Consider the following 13,057-nt stretch of genomic DNA (forward strand, 5'->3'; position numbering starts at 1 on the left):
GTCCGCCTCGAAAGGCTTTAGAGGGGGGTGCGGAGGCAGCAGGCTGACTTTCGTCAGCCTCAAGTCGGGGGGGCGTCGCCGCCTCCGCAAATCGAAAACGTCGATGCCTGAGGGTGGTTCCCGCCGGGCGATTATTTTTCCCGTGTTTCGACGATTATTTTTCCGGGCCCCTTCGCAGCCCCCCGAACGGAACGGCGAACGGGAGCGGAACGTTGATTCCGCGAAGGGTCGGGACCGCGCGAAGGGACGCGACGTTCGGTCCTCGTCCCGCTCCGAGCCGTCCAGCGGCGCCGAGCTCGGGGTCTGGTTCGCCGCCTGACAAGGAGGCCTTCATGCCTGCTGATCTTGAACATCACGGACCCATCCTGAACGCCACCCGCGCCCGCCAGGGACGGTGGGGCCGCCATGTCTTTTGGGTGCTGATCATCTCGACGGTGCTGGCGGCCGCGGCGCTGTTCGGCGCCTGGGGCATGCGCTCGGGCGACCTGGCCCGGGTGGAGAACACCCGCGGCGCGACCACCACCCAGGAGGCGCAGCAAGGCTCCACGCCGCAAGCTCCGGTGAAGCAGGCCCCCTCACAGTAAGCGCCACGCGCAAGTCCGCGTAAAAAAAGGCCCCGGCACGAACCGGGGCCTTTGTTTGTTTGGGCCCGTGGGCCGGATTAGGCCGCGCGGCGGGTCCGGCGGGGATGGAAGAACAGCGCCTGGCCGATCGCCGCCTTCACGGTTTCGGGCTGGAAGGGCTTGGTGATCAGGAAGGTCGGCTCCGGCCGCTCGCCGGTCAGCAGGCGTTCGGGGAAGGCGGTGATGAAGATCACCGGCACGTCGAGGCGCGCAAGGATGTCCTTGACGGCGTCGATGCCCGAGGACCCGTCGGCCAGCTGGATGTCGGCCAGGACCAGGCCGGGCGTCCGGCGGCTCACGGCCTCCACCGCTTCGCCGCGGGTGGCGGCGATGTCGATGACGTCATGGCCGAGCTCGCGCACCAGCGCCTCGATGTCGGCGGCGATCACCGGCTCGTCCTCGATGATCAGGACGTCGGTGGCCAGTTCGGCGTCGATCTCGGCCTGGGCCTCGGCGATCAGCCGTTCCACCTCGCTGAAGTCACAGTCGAGAATCTGCGCGGCCTCGGTCGGCGTGAACCCCTCGAGCGCCGTCAGCAGGAAGGCCTGGCGCGAGCGCGGGGCGATCCGCATCAGTCGCTGGGAGGCGTCGTCGGCCAGACCGGACGTGTCGTCGCGGCGCGTCTCCAGCTGGGCGCCGGACGACAGCCAGATGGCGTGGAAGACACGATACAGCGCCACGCGCGGCGACAGGCTGGCGTCCAGCGACCGCTCGCCGGCCGCCAGGGCTTCGAGCGCGACGCGCACATAGTGGTCGCCGGTGGTCTGATCGCCGGTCAGCGCGCGGGCGTAGCGACGAACATAAGGCAAGTGCGGCGCCAGCCGGGCAAGAAGACTCATGACCGCTCCCGTTTGAGTGTCTTCGGAACAAAAGGCGGCCCGTGCGGCGAAAGCTGCGCCGTGACCACCGGATGGATAAACGCGCCGGCTTCTTCCCTGTTCCGAAGTGCGAAGAATTTTGCCATCATACGCCCAAGCTTGTGGAACCCCATGGGAAATCCGACGTTGTCATCCGGCGTACACTCATTCGGCCAAAGGGGGCGGGCGCCGCGGTTTGTCGGCGTCGAGGACATGATCGAACACGTACCCATGGAAGATCACCGTAAAGGGGCGGCCGCGCTCGACGAGGCGCGGCTCCGGCAACAGGCTATCGGCGTCAAGCTTCGCCAGATGTTCGACGAGGTTGTGAACGAACCGGTGCCGGACGAGTTTCTAGACATCCTGCGTAAGGCCGAGAAGCCTACGGGAGAGCGCTGAGCATGACGGAAGCGCAAGTCGGCCGGTCGCCCATCGATCCGGTCCGTGACGAGGCTTTCAAGAAAGAGCTCGTCACGCTCATCCCGCATCTTCGCGCCTTCGCCCGCACCCTGACCGGCGACCCCACCGCCGCCGACGACCTGGCGCAGGACGCCATGATGAAGGCCTGGGACGCCCGGGCCAGCTTCCAGTTGGGCACCAACATGAAGGCCTGGACCTTCATGATCCTGCGCAACCAGTTCTATTCCGAAAAGCGCCGGTCCTGGCGCCAGAGCCAACTCGATCAGGAAGCGGCCGAGCGCACCCTGGTGGCCGTGGACGATCCTGAATCGCCGGTGGCCCTGGACGAGCTGCGGCTCAGCCTGGCCATGCTGCCGCCGGAGCAGCGCGAAGCCCTGATCCTGGTGGGGGCCGGCGGCTTCGCCTATGAAGAGGCCGCCGAAATCTGCGGCTGCGCGGTCGGCACGGTCAAGAGCCGGGTCAGCCGGGCGCGGCGGGCCCTGCAGGCGATCCTCGAAGCCGGCGCCTATGACCGCGACGGCGCCGCGGCCGGCGACGCCATGTACGCCATCCTGGCCGACGCGGAGAGACTGAGCACCCTGCGGTGAAGCCGCTCCTCGGGCGAGGGGCCGGCGGGGCTGGATCCATCCGGGTCCGGTTGGCCGGCGCGTTGCTCATCGCGCTCCTGCCCGTCCTGATCATGGGCGTCCTGCAATCGGTCTTCGCCTTCAAGGCGGAGGCGGATTCGCGCCGCCAGAGCCTAGAGCTGGCGGCCGGCCGCAGCGCCGCCATCGCCCGGGCCCGGATCGAGGCGGCCGGCGTCCTGCTCCAGACCCTGGGGCCGGGCTCGGTGGGGCTGGAATGCACCCAGCGCCTCGACACCGTCAAAAGCCGGCTGCCGGGCTACGCCAACCTGATCCGCTTCGACGCCTACGGCCGGGTGTCCTGCGCCGCGGCGACCACGCCGCCGGACGCCGCCCGCGCCAGCCGGCGGTGGTTCCTGGACCTGGCCGGCGGCTCGCATATGGTGGTGGCCAGCGCGCCCGGCGTGGCCTACGCCAGTGAACCCTCGGTTCTGACCGCGGTGCGGTCCGAGAGCCGGAGCGGACGGTTCGACGGCGCCATGGCAGCGGTGCTGACCCTGTCGAGCCTCAAGCCGGAGACCGCCAATCGTTATCTGCCCGGCGGAGCCGAGGTGGCCCTGGCCGATTCGGAGGGCCACGTGTTCGCCGCGACCGACGTGCGGGCGTTCGGCTCGCCCCCGGCCGCCTGGCGCGAACGGGCGGCCAAGGCGGGCTCGGCCCTGTGGTCCGGTCCTGACGCCGATCGCCGCCACCGCGACTTCTCGGCCGCCCCCCTGGTCGGCGACCAGGTGTTCGTCATCCTGTCGGCCCAGGCCCCGGGCCTGGCCTCCTGGGCCTGGCTCAACCCGATCCTGCGCCTGCTGGCGCCGCTGCTGGCCTTCATCCTGGCCCTGGCGGCGGTGCTCTACGCCACCGAGCAGGCGGTGATCCGCTGGATCGTCTATCTGCGCCGGGTCGCAGCCATCTACGCCCGCGGCCGCTTCACGGTGCGGCCGCTGCAGGCCGAGCGCGCGCCGCCGGAGATCCGCGAACTGGCGGCGACCCTCGACGACATGGCCGCCGCCATCGTCACCCGCGACGCCTCGCTGCGCGACAGCCTGGGGGAGAAGGACGCGCTGATGCGCGAGATCCACCACCGGGTCAAAAACAATCTGCAGATCATCAGCTCGCTGCTCAACATGCAGCAGCGGGCCCTGACCGATCCCGCCGCCCGCACGGCCCTGAACGACACCCGCCAGCGGATCACCGCCCTGGCCCAGATCTACCGCGCCCTCTACCAGGGCCCGGACCTCAAGCGCGTCGACCTGCGGCCGTTCCTGGAGGAGCTGACCGCCCTGCTGCTGGCCGGCGACATGTCGGGCGGCGGGGCGATCCGCACCGAGGTCCATGCCGACCCGCTGGTCATCGACCCCGATCGGCTGGCGCCCCTGGCCCTGTTCGCCGTCGAGGCCATCACCAACGCCCAGAAACATGCCCTGGGCGAACGGGGCGGCGTGCTGACGGTCGAGTTCTTCGTCCGCGGCGAGGAGGCCGAGCTGGCGATCGGCGACGACGGCCCCGGCTCGCCGATGGGCCCGGCCGAGGGAGTCGGGCGCACCCTGATGACCGCCTTCGCCCGTCAGTTGCGCGGCAAGCTGCTGTTCGACCCGTCGCCGGCCGGCGGCCTGCTGGTGCGGCTGGTGTTTCCGACGCCGCTCGTGCCCCCGGCCGAAACCCCGGCGACCGGAACATAGCCAGGCGGCCCACGTTCTGAAGGGGCGACCTTTCAGACGCCCGACCGGGCGATCAGCGGAGAACACCGATGCGTAAGCTCATAATCCTGGCCGCCCTCGCCGCCAGTCTCACCGTCGCCGCCTGCAATACCGTCGAAGGCGCCGGCAAGGACGTTTCGTCGGCGGGCAAGGCGGTCAGCGACACCGCCCAGGACAGCAAGAAGTAGGCTCGCTGCACCCCAAGTTTCGATCAAGCCCGCCGATCCTCGATCAGCGGGCTTTTTCATGTCCCGGGCTGGGCCAAGATCGCCGTCCTGAAACGCTGGCAACGCCGCTGAACAGCAAGGCGCGTTTCGTGGCGGCTCCGCGGCCTGCATGGCGGCGATGCAACAATTTCGGCTCGCGTGCTTACAGAGCGGTTATCGGACCACCCCATTCCCGAACCAGCCTGTGGTCCCGCCCACAGGTTGTAATGCATTGCCTTCTCCCGACCTTCCGCCCGTCTTCGTCCACAGCGGCTGGCGTTGTTCCAGCACCTATGTCTGGAGCCGGTTTCGCGCCGCCGCCGATGTCCGGGCCTATTACGAGCCCTGGCACGAGCAGTTGGCCCAGCTGACGCCGGCCGGCATCGAGCGCGAGCGGCCGGCCACCAGCGGCCTGCGCCATCCGGACCAGGGCGAGGCCTACCTGGGCGAGTTCGCCGGCCTGCTGCGGCCCGAGGGCGGCGTGGCCGGCTATCGCCGCCGCTTCGCCCTCGACACCTTCTTTCTGGATCCGGAGACCGAGGATCCCGACCAGGCGGCCTATGTCGGCGGGCTGATCGCCGCTGCCCAGGCCAAGGGTCGCACCCCGGTCCTGGCCTGCTGCCGCACCCTGGGCCGGGTCGGCTGGCTGCGCCGCCGGTTCGGCGGGACCCACATCGTGCTGATCCGCGACCCGGTGCAGCAGTGGCGCTCGTTCCACTCGCTGCGCAAGCGTCCGCGACCGACCTATTTCGAGCTCTGCCAGTACGTGATCCTGGCGGAGGCGGCGCAGGGCGCAGTCGCCGCGCGGCGCCTGGGCCTGGGCCTGCCGCGCGGCGAGGGCGACCTGGCCGAGCGGGTCCAGGCCGTGCGCCGGCGGCTGAAGCGGGCCCCGGCCCGGACCTCCTTCGCCGCCTTCCTGGCCGTCTACCTGCTGTCCTACCTGGCCGCCCTGCCGCACGCCGACCTGGTCATCGACGTCGACCGTCTGGGCGCGGACCCGAACTACGCCCAAGTCATGGCCAGCAGGATCGCCGCCCTGACCGGCGTGGCGGTCGATTTCAGCGGCTGCCGGACCCCCGCGCCGCATCCGGATCGTGCCCGCGTCGCCTATCGCCGGGAAGCCATGGCCATGGTCGAGGCGCTCGGCCTGAGCTCGGCGCTGGCGGCGGGCCCGGCCCGGATTCTCTATGAAAAGCTGGCCTTGGCGCTGGCCGAGCCCGCGCCAAGGCCGTCGCCGTGGCGGGCGGTGTTCGGGGTCCTGCGGCTGCGGACCGGCGGGGTGGAGGCTTGAGGTCTCGGCCCGATCAGGCGGCGACGCGGAAGTTGGGATCGCGGGCGAACAGGCCGGGCCGGCCGTCGAGCGGCCGCACGGCGCCGGTGATCTCGGTCAGGTCCTCGCCGGCCCCGAGCAGCAGCACCCCGTCGTCTTCGAGGCGGGCGGCCAGGGCCTCGACAACGCGGCCGCGCACCGCCGGCTCCAGGCCCGGCAGCACGTTGCGCAGCAGGATGGCGTCGAACCGGCCCATCGGCGACAGGTCGGCCAGCAGATTGATCCGCCGCCAGCGCACCGCCTGGCGAATGCGCGGGGTGATCGCCCACATGTCGTCCTGGTTCTCGAAATGCTTGACCAGCAGGCGGATCGGCAGGCCGCGCTGGACCTCGAACTGCGTATAGAGGCCGCTCTGGGCCTTTTCCAGGCAGCGTTCGGACAGGTCGGAGCCGAAGAATTCGAACCGGACGCCAGGCTCGATGTCGCGGGCCTCGGCGGCGGTCATGGCCAGGGAATAGACCTCCTGGCCGGTCGAGCAGGCGGCGCTCCAGACCCGGATCGGCCGCTCGCGACCCCCGCTCGAAGCCTGGCGGGACAGGCTTGGCAGCACCTCGTCGCGCAGATGGGCGAACATCTCGCGGTCGCGGAAGAAGGCGGTCTCGGTCACGGCCAGGGCCTCGACCACCGCCCAGATCAGCCGCTCGTCGCGCTGCGAGCGCAGGCTGGCGATCATCGTCTCGATCGAGTCGTAGCCCTCGCGGCGGACCAGCGGGTTCAGGCGGCTCTCGACCAGATAGGCCTTGTCGCTCTCGATCCGCAGGCCGGCGCGGTTGCGGGCCAGGGCGGCCAGCAGGTCCATGTCCTCGGGGCTCACAGCAGGCCCGCCTCGGCGAACTTCGCCGCGATGATCTCGCCGTCGAAGGGCTTCATGATGTATTCGTCGGCCCCGGCGTCGAGGGCCGTGCGGATGTGCTCGATGTCGTTCTCGACGGTGCAGAACACCACGACCGGCGCTTGCCCGCCCGGCTCGCCGCGCAGCTGGCGCAGGAACTCGATGCCGTTCATCACCGGCATGTTCCAGTCCAGCAGCACCGCGTCGGGCATGGCCGCGCGGCACCAGGCCAGGGCTTCCAGGCCGTCGGCGGCCTCGGCGATGTCGAAGCCTATGTCCTCCAGGACCCGCCGGGCGACCTTGCGGATCACCCGGCTGTCGTCGACGACGAGACAGGTCTTCACGGCGCGCTCCAATTCCAGGCCCCCAGCTTGACGGGCGGGAGTTAAGGACCGGTGACGACGGCGACGGTCGTTTCGTCGCGGCGCGCCCTCAGGCCGGCACCCAGGCCGCCAGGCTGACCTGGTCGTCGCCGAGGCTGACGGCCACCTGGCCGCCGGCCGCCCGGACCAGGGCGTGCAGATAGGCCGCCTGCACCCAGGGCCCGCCCAGGCCTTCGCTGAGGGCCTCGCCCTTCAGCCCGGCCAGGACCTCGGGGCGGAGGCGGGCGCGGGCCCCGACCGAATCGGCGGTGATGGCCATGCGGCCGTCGGCGACCACGGCCTTCAGGGTCGCCGTACCGCCGGCCGGCAGGGCGCTGGCGGCGATCTGGGCGATGTTGAGGATGGCGCGGGCGCTGGCCTTGTTCAGCACCGAGGGGGGAATGTCCCAGACCATGGTCGGGCGGACATGGGCGAAGACGCCCTGGGCCAGCTTTTCCAGCTCGCGGGAGTCGAAATTTTCGGCCGAGGCCGAGGCGCCGAAAGCGACCCTCGTGAACTGCAGGAGATCGGCCAGTTTGCGGGCGCTGGACGCGATCAGGCTCATGGCGTCCTCGCGCATGTCCTGGGCGCTGGGGTCCTCCAGCAGGTCCAGGCCCGAGACGATGGCGCTGGCTGGGCTGATGAAGTCGTGGCAGAGCCGCGCCGCCAGCAGGGCGGCGAAGTCGGGGCCGTTGACGTCCAGTTCGGGGGCGCTGGCGGCGGCGGAAGGTCGGGCGTCGGTCATGCGGCGATCTTTGGCGTGATTTGGAACTTTGGCAAACGGGGCCGGTGATCGGGACTGGCCGAGCCGGGAGCGGCGGCCTATCACGGGTCATGGATCCGTTCATCGAGCCGGGCGCCCTGGTGCGCCATCCCGACCAGCCCGACTGGGGCCTGGGCCAGGTGCAGTCGGTGATCGGCCACCGCGTGACCGTCAATTTCGAGGACGCCGGCAAGCAGACGCTCGACGCCACCCGCGTCGCCCTGGTCTTCGTCGGCGACGATCCCAGGGGCCAGAGCTGATGACCGACGAGACCCTGGCCGAAGATCTCGCCGATTGCGGCCGCGACCTGGCGGCGATCGTCGAGGCGGCCGCGGCGGTGATCCTGCCGTTCTGGCGCACCGAGCTGGACGTGGTCCGCAAGGCCGACGAAAGCCCGGTGACCGAGGCCGATCGGGCCGGCGAGCGGCTGATCCTGGCCCTGCTGGCCGAGCGCTTTGCCGACATTCCCGTCGTCTCCGAGGAGCACGCCAGCGAGTTCGGCGCCCCCGAGGCCATCGGCCCGCGCTTCTTCCTGGTCGACCCGGTCGACGGCACCAAGGCCTTCGTGCGCGGCGACCCCAATTTCACGGTCAATATCGGCCTGGTCGACCGCGGCGTCCCGGTCGCCGGCGCGGTCTGCGCCCCGGCCACCGGCGAGGTATGGTTCACGACGGCCCAGGGGGTGCTCAAGCGCGAGACCCCGGGCGGGGCGGAGATGGCGGTGCGGGTCCGGCCCTGGCCGCCGGGCCGGGCCCTTGCCCTGGTCAGCCACACCATGAAGGAGGAGCGGGCGGCCGAGCTGGCGGCGGAATACGGCTTCGACCTGCGGGCCCCGATGGACAGCTCGATCAAGCTGGTCCGCATCGCCGAGGGCGCGGCCGACCTCTATCCGCGCCACGGCCCGACCATGGAATGGGACACCGCCGCCGGCCACGCCATCCTCACCGCCGCCGGCGGCCGGTTCACCGCCCCCGACGGTGCGCCGTTCCTCTATGGCAAGGCCGACCAGGGCTTCCGCAACGGCTGGTTCGTGGCCCGCGGCGGATCGCCGGCGTAGACACGGCTTTCCCGCCTCACGCGGGAACCGCTGAGTCGATGGGGAGGGTGCGAAGCGCCCGGGCCTCGCCCGGATGATTAGCAGTATGTGTACCGTTTCGACGAAGTGCAGGCGCTTCGCGTGGAATCGTTATCCGGAAGCCTTCGGGTCGCGGATTTTTAACCCGCTCCGATGGAGGCCCCCGACGGGCGGAGGGGCGGCTAACCCCTTCCGGACCGCGCGGGCGATTTCAGCCCGCGCCTGCTGCGCTGCCGGTCCCTCGCCGCCGGGGCTTCGTCCCGATGTTTCAGGGAACCTGCCCAGGACCGCCGCGAGGCGTCACCAAAGACCACCGAAGAGCGCTTCCCGCTCGTCCACCCCCAAAAGCCGCAGCGGTCGCCGTACGTGCGCCCTCCCCGTGCTCTTGGGTGAGGACATTATCGAGCCGGCCTGGGAGGGTGAGGACGGAAAAAAGTGAGAAAATCGCAGGGCGTTGATTTTGCTCAGTCCGACCGCGCTCCATCCCCGCAAACCGCGGGGATGGAGCGCGATTTCCCTTCTCCCCTTGCGGGAGAAGGAAAGCCTCACTCCCCGCCGACCCCCTCGACCACCTCGCGCAGGTAGTCGACGTGGCGGCGGAAGGCGCGACGGCCGGCGGGGGTCATGGCCACGCGGGTGCGGGGCTTCTTGCCGACGAAGTCCTTGGCGATCTCGACATAGCCGGCCTTTTCCAGGGTGGTCAGGTGGCTGCCCAGGTTGCCGTCGGTGGCCTGGGCGATCGCCTTCAGGCGCGCGAACTCCAGCGGCTCGCCGTCGCGCTCGGCATAGAGCGCGGCCATGATCTTCAGCCGCAGCGGCTGGTGAATCAGCTCGTCCAGCTGCGCCATGCTCAAGCCCTCCGCATCCACAGGCCGCCGAGGATCAGGCCGACGCCGCCGACGCCGGCCATCCAGAAGGCCAGCCAGGGCTGGAGGAAGTAGAACCCGACCAGGCTGGCGGCGAACATGCCCGCGCCGATCCAGACGTAGCGGGTCATCCGCCAGATGCCGATCGCCGAATAGATCAGCCCGCAGATCAGGCCCGGATAGACCAGGTAGACCGCGGGCGAGGACGCCTTGAACAGGGTGAAGGTCACGCCCAGGAAGGCCGTCACCGCCAGGGCCAGGGCGATCGAGCGCCAACCTGTCCCGCGGTCCGCCGCGGCCGGATGGGCCGCCTTGCCCCGCCGGGCCAGCAGCGCGCTCAGCACGAAGCCGACCAGGTCGAGCGGAATCCAGACCAGGCCGCCGCTTTGTGGATACAGACCCGTGGCCAGGTAGCCGATCACCCAGATCACGCCCCAGGCGATGAAGATCGGTCCGGCGATCCGGTAGCCGCGCAGCTCGTAGCTGCGGCCGGTGGTCTGTTCGATATCGGTCAGCGCCGACGCCGCCTCGGTTCGGGAAATGCCCATCGCACCCTCCATGAAAGTTCGCGCCCAGAGCGCTCTGTTATGCAGAGTATATGAGATCGGTGCTCTGTCAAGCAGAGTGTTCTGTGGACGCGCCATTCCATCCCATGGCCGGCGGCCACCCGTCGTGGAGACCCCGGTCGGCGATTGGGGGATCGCCTACGCGCTGAAATGGGATGAAAGGGTTAGAGGCCGCGCTCGCTGAGACCTCCGAGACGCCCCTCGACGAAGACCGCGCTGACCAGGGAGCCGTCCTGATTGGTCCAGACATAGACGTCCTCGCCCGTGGACGGAATCAGCGCGCCGATCACGGTTTCGCCCGACCGACGCAGACGGCCGGGCGCGCCGATCACATCGACGGCCTCGGCATAGGTCATGCCGGGACGCAGGCGCCGCATCTCGGAGCGGGTCACGACCTTCGGCGCGCAGCCGGCGAGCGCCGCCGAACCGATCAACATCAGCGCCAGGGCAACTCTCATGCTTCAGCTACCCGACCTTCGGCGCCTTCAGCCGGCGCTTGTTGACGTGGGCGGCCGGGGCGGGGGCCTCGACCTCTTCGGGATATTCGCCCTTGAAGTAGAAGCGCTGCCAGGCCTCCTTCATCGCCTCGGGCTCGCGCTTGAAGATCCGGGCGTTGAACTCGCCGCGCTTGGCGGCCCAGGTGTCGTACTGCTTGCGCAGGTCGGCGTTTGAATTCATCGAGCGGATCACCGGCTGCACCTGCTCCAGCGGCTTGTCCTGAATCATCATGAAGAAGCAGAACGGCTCGCCCTTCTCGAAGCGGACCGTGCCCGGGCGGGTGAAGATCCAGTTCATCGTGAAGGGGAAGGGCAGCCAGTCGGTCTCGACCAGCCCGGCCAGCGGCTGGACGCCGTCCTTGATGTGATTGGGCGGACCCATGGTCCAGATCGACCAGCCCGGCGGGGTGCGGAACAGGTAGCCGGTGTGGAAGGTGATGGTGCCGCGCGAGAAGTGCGACTTGACGAAGTCGTCGAAGCCCGGATGCGGATGGTCGGCCTTGAAGGTGATGCAGTTCTGGTGCGCCCCGCCGTCCCAGGTGGCGGAAAAGCCGACCGGGCAGAGGATCTCCCAGCCGGTGGTGTTGGCCATGGTCAGGGGCAGGCAGCGATAGGGGTGGCGGTCGGCGAAATGGTCCATCCACGCCCGCTGCGGCCGGCCCGGCACGATCTCGGGCGGGCGGTTCTCGGTGGGGTAGCACTCCAGTTCCATGCCGGTCTCTTTTCCTGCGGTCCCTGGCTCTGGTCTAGCGGGCGCGAGCTCGGCTAGGAAGACCGCATGAAGACCCGCGCCGACCTCTTCGCCTTCCTCGACGCCCACGGCGTCGCCCATGCGACCCTGGAGCACCCGCCGGTGTTCCGGGTCGAGGAGGGGCTGGAGATCAAGGCGGCCCTGCCCGGCGGCCATACCAAGAACCTGTTCCTGAAGGACGCCAGGGGCCAGCTGTGGCTGATCTCGGCCCTGGGCGAGACGGCGATCGACCTCAAGCGCCTGCACACGGTGATCGGCTCGGGGCGGCTGTCGTTCGGCAGCGCCGCGCTGATGGAAGAGACCCTAGGCGTGACGCCCGGGTCGGTCACCGCCTTCGGCCTGATCAACGATGTCGAACACCGCGTGCGCTTCGTGCTCGACGCCGCCCTGGCCGCCGCCGACCCGGTCAACTTCCACCCGCTGGGCAACGACGCGACCACGGCGGTGTCGCAGGACGGCTTCCGTCGGTTCCTGGCGGCGCTGGGGGTCGCGCCGATGATCGTCGATTTCGCGGCCATGGCCGTGGTCCAATAACCGCGTCCGCCGATTGCGAAGCCGGCCGCGAGGGACCATCTTGGCCGCTTGAGACGGACGCACAAGACGGGCGCTCGATCCGATCCAATCGCCGCCCCATGCGTTGAAGACCCCACGTGACGAGAGACCAGATGACCCTGATCGGCGAAAAACCCGCTCCCATTCCCGCAGGCGGCGCGGCCGGCAAGAGCGAGCACATCAAGGACGGCACCGACGCCAGCTTCCTGGCCGACGTCATCGAGGCCTCCAAGGTCCAGCCGGTCATCGTCGACTTCTGGGCCACCTGGTGCGGCCCCTGTCGCCAACTGACCCCGGCCCTGGAAAAGGCGGTCAAGGCGGCCGGCGGGGCGGTCAAGCTGGTCAAGATCGACGTCGACAAGAACCCCGGCTATTCGGGCCAGCTGCGCGTGCAGTCGATCCCCACCGTCTACGCCTTCGTCAACGGCCAGCCGGTCGACGGCTTCCAGGGCGCGGTGCCCGAGAGCCAGATCAAGCAATTCATCGACCGCCTGGCCGGCCCGCCGCCCGAGAGCGACGTTGACGCCCTGCTGGCCATGGCCAAGGAGTCGCTCGACCTGGGCGACCTCGGCGGTGCGGCCCAGGCCTTCGCCCAGGTCCTGCAGATGGACCCGGCCAACCTCAAGGCCATCGGCGGCCTGGCCCGCTGCTACCTGGCGGCCGGCGACGCCGAGGGCGCGGCCGAGGTCGCCGCCACCGCCCCGGCCGACGCCAAGGACCCCGACCTGGACAGCGTCCGCGCCGCCCTGGTCCTGGCCCAGGCCGCCCCGTCCGAGACCGCGCCGTTCGAGGCGCGGCTGGCCGCCGATCCCGCCGACCACGAGGCCCGCTTCGAGTTGGCCAAGGCCCTGGCCGGGGCCGGCCGCCTGCAGGAGGCCAGCGACCACCTGCTGACCATCATCGAACGCGACCGCGCCTGGAACGACGAGGCGGCGCGCAAGCAGCTGCTGACGGTGTTCGAGGCGGCGGGCTACGCCTCCGAGGTGGCCAAGGCGGGCCGCAAGCGATTGTCGTCGATCCTGTTCAGCTAGGGGCCCCGGGGG

General features: G+C 70.0%; 18 protein-coding genes. 10 read left to right on the forward strand and 8 right to left on the reverse strand.

What is annotated here, in order from left to right:
* The first annotated feature begins 332 nt into the window (after nt 1–332).
* Nucleotides 333–584, forward strand: coding sequence for a hypothetical protein (locus tag ACIPQB_RS24240; RefSeq protein ID WP_446487811.1), 252 nt, complete (start codon nt 333–335; stop codon nt 582–584).
* Nucleotides 585–661: 77 nt separating this feature from the next.
* Here the strand turns inward: ACIPQB_RS24240 and phyR are convergent, their stop codons facing one another.
* Nucleotides 662–1,462, reverse strand: a complete 801-nt coding sequence (phyR, locus tag ACIPQB_RS24245; RefSeq protein WP_446487812.1) for an anti-anti sigma factor/receiver protein PhyR — start codon at nt 1,460–1,462, stop codon at nt 662–664.
* A 231-nt stretch (nt 1,463–1,693) separates the two neighbouring features.
* Here phyR and nepR point away from each other — a divergent pair, with 231 nt between their 5' ends.
* The 5 genes from nepR (at nt 1,694) to ACIPQB_RS24270 (ending at nt 5,711) form a co-directional block, all read left to right on the forward strand.
* Nucleotides 1,694–1,879 carry an anti-sigma T factor NepR gene (gene nepR / locus ACIPQB_RS24250; RefSeq protein WP_446487813.1) on the forward strand — a complete coding sequence of 62 codons (186 nt, stop codon included), beginning with the start codon at nt 1,694–1,696 and terminating at the stop codon, nt 1,877–1,879.
* A gap of 2 nt (nt 1,880–1,881) precedes the next feature.
* Nucleotides 1,882–2,487 carry a sigma-70 family RNA polymerase sigma factor gene (locus tag ACIPQB_RS24255; protein WP_446487814.1) on the forward strand — a complete coding sequence of 202 codons (606 nt, stop codon included), beginning with the start codon at nt 1,882–1,884 and terminating at the stop codon, nt 2,485–2,487.
* Entirely contained in the window at nt 2,484–4,196 is a 1,713-nt protein-coding gene (gene phyK, locus ACIPQB_RS24260; protein ID WP_446487815.1) for a sensor histidine kinase PhyK, read from the forward strand. The genes ACIPQB_RS24255 and phyK overlap by 4 nt, the downstream gene beginning before the upstream one ends.
* 68 nt (nt 4,197–4,264) lie before the next feature.
* A complete protein-coding gene (locus ACIPQB_RS24265; protein WP_446487816.1) occupies nt 4,265–4,402 on the forward strand; it encodes an entericidin A/B family lipoprotein in 138 nt (45 codons plus the stop codon).
* Nucleotides 4,403–4,652: 250 nt separating this feature from the next.
* Complete coding sequence (locus ACIPQB_RS24270; protein WP_446487817.1) at nt 4,653–5,711, forward strand: hypothetical protein; 1,059 nt, start codon at nt 4,653–4,655, stop codon at nt 5,709–5,711.
* A 13-nt stretch (nt 5,712–5,724) separates the two neighbouring features.
* On the opposite strand, the gene ACIPQB_RS24275 is transcribed toward ACIPQB_RS24270, so the two are convergent.
* The 3 genes from ACIPQB_RS24275 to chpT all read right to left on the reverse strand — a co-directional run bounded on the left by ACIPQB_RS24275 (nt 5,725) and on the right by chpT (nt 7,689).
* A complete protein-coding gene (locus tag ACIPQB_RS24275; RefSeq protein WP_446487818.1) occupies nt 5,725–6,564 on the reverse strand; it encodes a CheR family methyltransferase in 840 nt (279 codons plus the stop codon).
* Nucleotides 6,561–6,938, reverse strand: coding sequence for a response regulator (locus ACIPQB_RS24280; RefSeq protein ID WP_446487819.1), 378 nt, complete (start codon nt 6,936–6,938; stop codon nt 6,561–6,563). The genes ACIPQB_RS24275 and ACIPQB_RS24280 overlap by 4 nt, the downstream gene beginning before the upstream one ends.
* Before the next feature lie 76 nt (nt 6,939–7,014).
* Nucleotides 7,015–7,689 (reverse strand): histidine phosphotransferase ChpT, encoded by a 675-nt coding sequence (gene chpT / locus ACIPQB_RS24285; RefSeq protein WP_446487820.1) that lies wholly within the window; start codon nt 7,687–7,689, stop codon nt 7,015–7,017.
* 89 nt (nt 7,690–7,778) lie between these two features.
* Between chpT and ACIPQB_RS24290 the strand changes: the two genes are divergently transcribed.
* Both ACIPQB_RS24290 and cysQ read left to right on the forward strand, forming a co-directional pair.
* Nucleotides 7,779–7,967, forward strand: a complete 189-nt coding sequence (locus ACIPQB_RS24290; RefSeq protein WP_446487821.1) for a DUF3553 domain-containing protein — start codon at nt 7,779–7,781, stop codon at nt 7,965–7,967.
* On the forward strand, nt 7,967–8,764 hold the full coding sequence (cysQ, locus tag ACIPQB_RS24295; RefSeq protein ID WP_446487822.1) for a 3'(2'),5'-bisphosphate nucleotidase CysQ: 798 nt from the start codon (nt 7,967–7,969) through the stop codon (nt 8,762–8,764). The genes ACIPQB_RS24290 and cysQ overlap by 1 nt, the downstream gene beginning before the upstream one ends.
* Nucleotides 8,765–9,327: 563 nt before the next feature.
* Here cysQ and ACIPQB_RS24300 read toward each other — a convergent pair.
* From ACIPQB_RS24300 to ACIPQB_RS24315, 4 genes are all read right to left on the reverse strand, one after another.
* Nucleotides 9,328–9,630 carry a winged helix-turn-helix domain-containing protein gene (locus tag ACIPQB_RS24300; RefSeq protein ID WP_446487823.1) on the reverse strand — a complete coding sequence of 101 codons (303 nt, stop codon included), beginning with the start codon at nt 9,628–9,630 and terminating at the stop codon, nt 9,328–9,330.
* A gap of 2 nt (nt 9,631–9,632) precedes the next feature.
* Complete coding sequence (locus ACIPQB_RS24305; protein ID WP_446487824.1) at nt 9,633–10,196, reverse strand: hypothetical protein; 564 nt, start codon at nt 10,194–10,196, stop codon at nt 9,633–9,635.
* Between the two features lie 182 nt (nt 10,197–10,378).
* Nucleotides 10,379–10,651, reverse strand: a complete 273-nt coding sequence (locus tag ACIPQB_RS24310) for a hypothetical protein (RefSeq protein ID WP_446487825.1) — start codon at nt 10,649–10,651, stop codon at nt 10,379–10,381.
* Between the two features lie 28 nt (nt 10,652–10,679).
* On the reverse strand, nt 10,680–11,423 hold the full coding sequence (locus ACIPQB_RS24315; RefSeq protein ID WP_446487826.1) for a DUF6065 family protein: 744 nt from the start codon (nt 11,421–11,423) through the stop codon (nt 10,680–10,682).
* A gap of 66 nt (nt 11,424–11,489) precedes the next feature.
* Between ACIPQB_RS24315 and ACIPQB_RS24320 the strand changes: the two genes are divergently transcribed.
* Nucleotides 11,490–11,996, forward strand: a complete 507-nt coding sequence (locus ACIPQB_RS24320; RefSeq protein WP_446487827.1) for a prolyl-tRNA synthetase associated domain-containing protein — start codon at nt 11,490–11,492, stop codon at nt 11,994–11,996.
* A gap of 131 nt (nt 11,997–12,127) precedes the next feature.
* The gene (locus ACIPQB_RS24325) at nt 12,128–13,045 is read left to right on the forward strand and encodes a tetratricopeptide repeat protein (protein ID WP_446487828.1); all 918 of its coding nucleotides are present in this window, start codon (nt 12,128–12,130) and stop codon (nt 13,043–13,045) included.
* Nucleotides 13,046–13,057 lie beyond the last annotated feature (12 nt).

This window comes from Caulobacter sp. LARHSG274 (genome assembly GCF_052871235.1).

Excerpts from the sequence above, each read along its gene's own strand:
- ACIPQB_RS24315 (WP_446487826.1), bottom strand. The coding sequence starts at position 11,423 with ATGGAACTGGAGTGCTACCCCACCGAGAACCGCCCGCCCGAGATCGTG.
- ACIPQB_RS24265 (WP_446487816.1), top strand. The coding sequence starts at position 4,265 with ATGCGTAAGCTCATAATCCTGGCCGCCCTCGCCGCCAGTCTCACCGTC.
- chpT (WP_446487820.1), bottom strand. The coding sequence starts at position 7,689 with ATGACCGACGCCCGACCTTCCGCCGCCGCCAGCGCCCCCGAACTGGAC.
- cysQ (WP_446487822.1), top strand. The coding sequence starts at position 7,967 with ATGACCGACGAGACCCTGGCCGAAGATCTCGCCGATTGCGGCCGCGAC.
- phyR (WP_446487812.1), bottom strand. The coding sequence starts at position 1,462 with ATGAGTCTTCTTGCCCGGCTGGCGCCGCACTTGCCTTATGTTCGTCGC.
- ACIPQB_RS24325 (WP_446487828.1), top strand. The coding sequence starts at position 12,128 with ATGACCCTGATCGGCGAAAAACCCGCTCCCATTCCCGCAGGCGGCGCG.
- ACIPQB_RS24305 (WP_446487824.1), bottom strand. The coding sequence starts at position 10,196 with ATGGGCATTTCCCGAACCGAGGCGGCGTCGGCGCTGACCGATATCGAA.
- ACIPQB_RS24310 (WP_446487825.1), bottom strand. The coding sequence starts at position 10,651 with ATGTTGATCGGTTCGGCGGCGCTCGCCGGCTGCGCGCCGAAGGTCGTG.
- ACIPQB_RS24255 (WP_446487814.1), top strand. The coding sequence starts at position 1,882 with ATGACGGAAGCGCAAGTCGGCCGGTCGCCCATCGATCCGGTCCGTGAC.
- ACIPQB_RS24240 (WP_446487811.1), top strand. The coding sequence starts at position 333 with ATGCCTGCTGATCTTGAACATCACGGACCCATCCTGAACGCCACCCGC.
- ACIPQB_RS24300 (WP_446487823.1), bottom strand. The coding sequence starts at position 9,630 with ATGGCGCAGCTGGACGAGCTGATTCACCAGCCGCTGCGGCTGAAGATC.
- nepR (WP_446487813.1), top strand. The coding sequence starts at position 1,694 with ATGATCGAACACGTACCCATGGAAGATCACCGTAAAGGGGCGGCCGCG.
- ACIPQB_RS24320 (WP_446487827.1), top strand. The coding sequence starts at position 11,490 with ATGAAGACCCGCGCCGACCTCTTCGCCTTCCTCGACGCCCACGGCGTC.
- ACIPQB_RS24290 (WP_446487821.1), top strand. The coding sequence starts at position 7,779 with ATGGATCCGTTCATCGAGCCGGGCGCCCTGGTGCGCCATCCCGACCAG.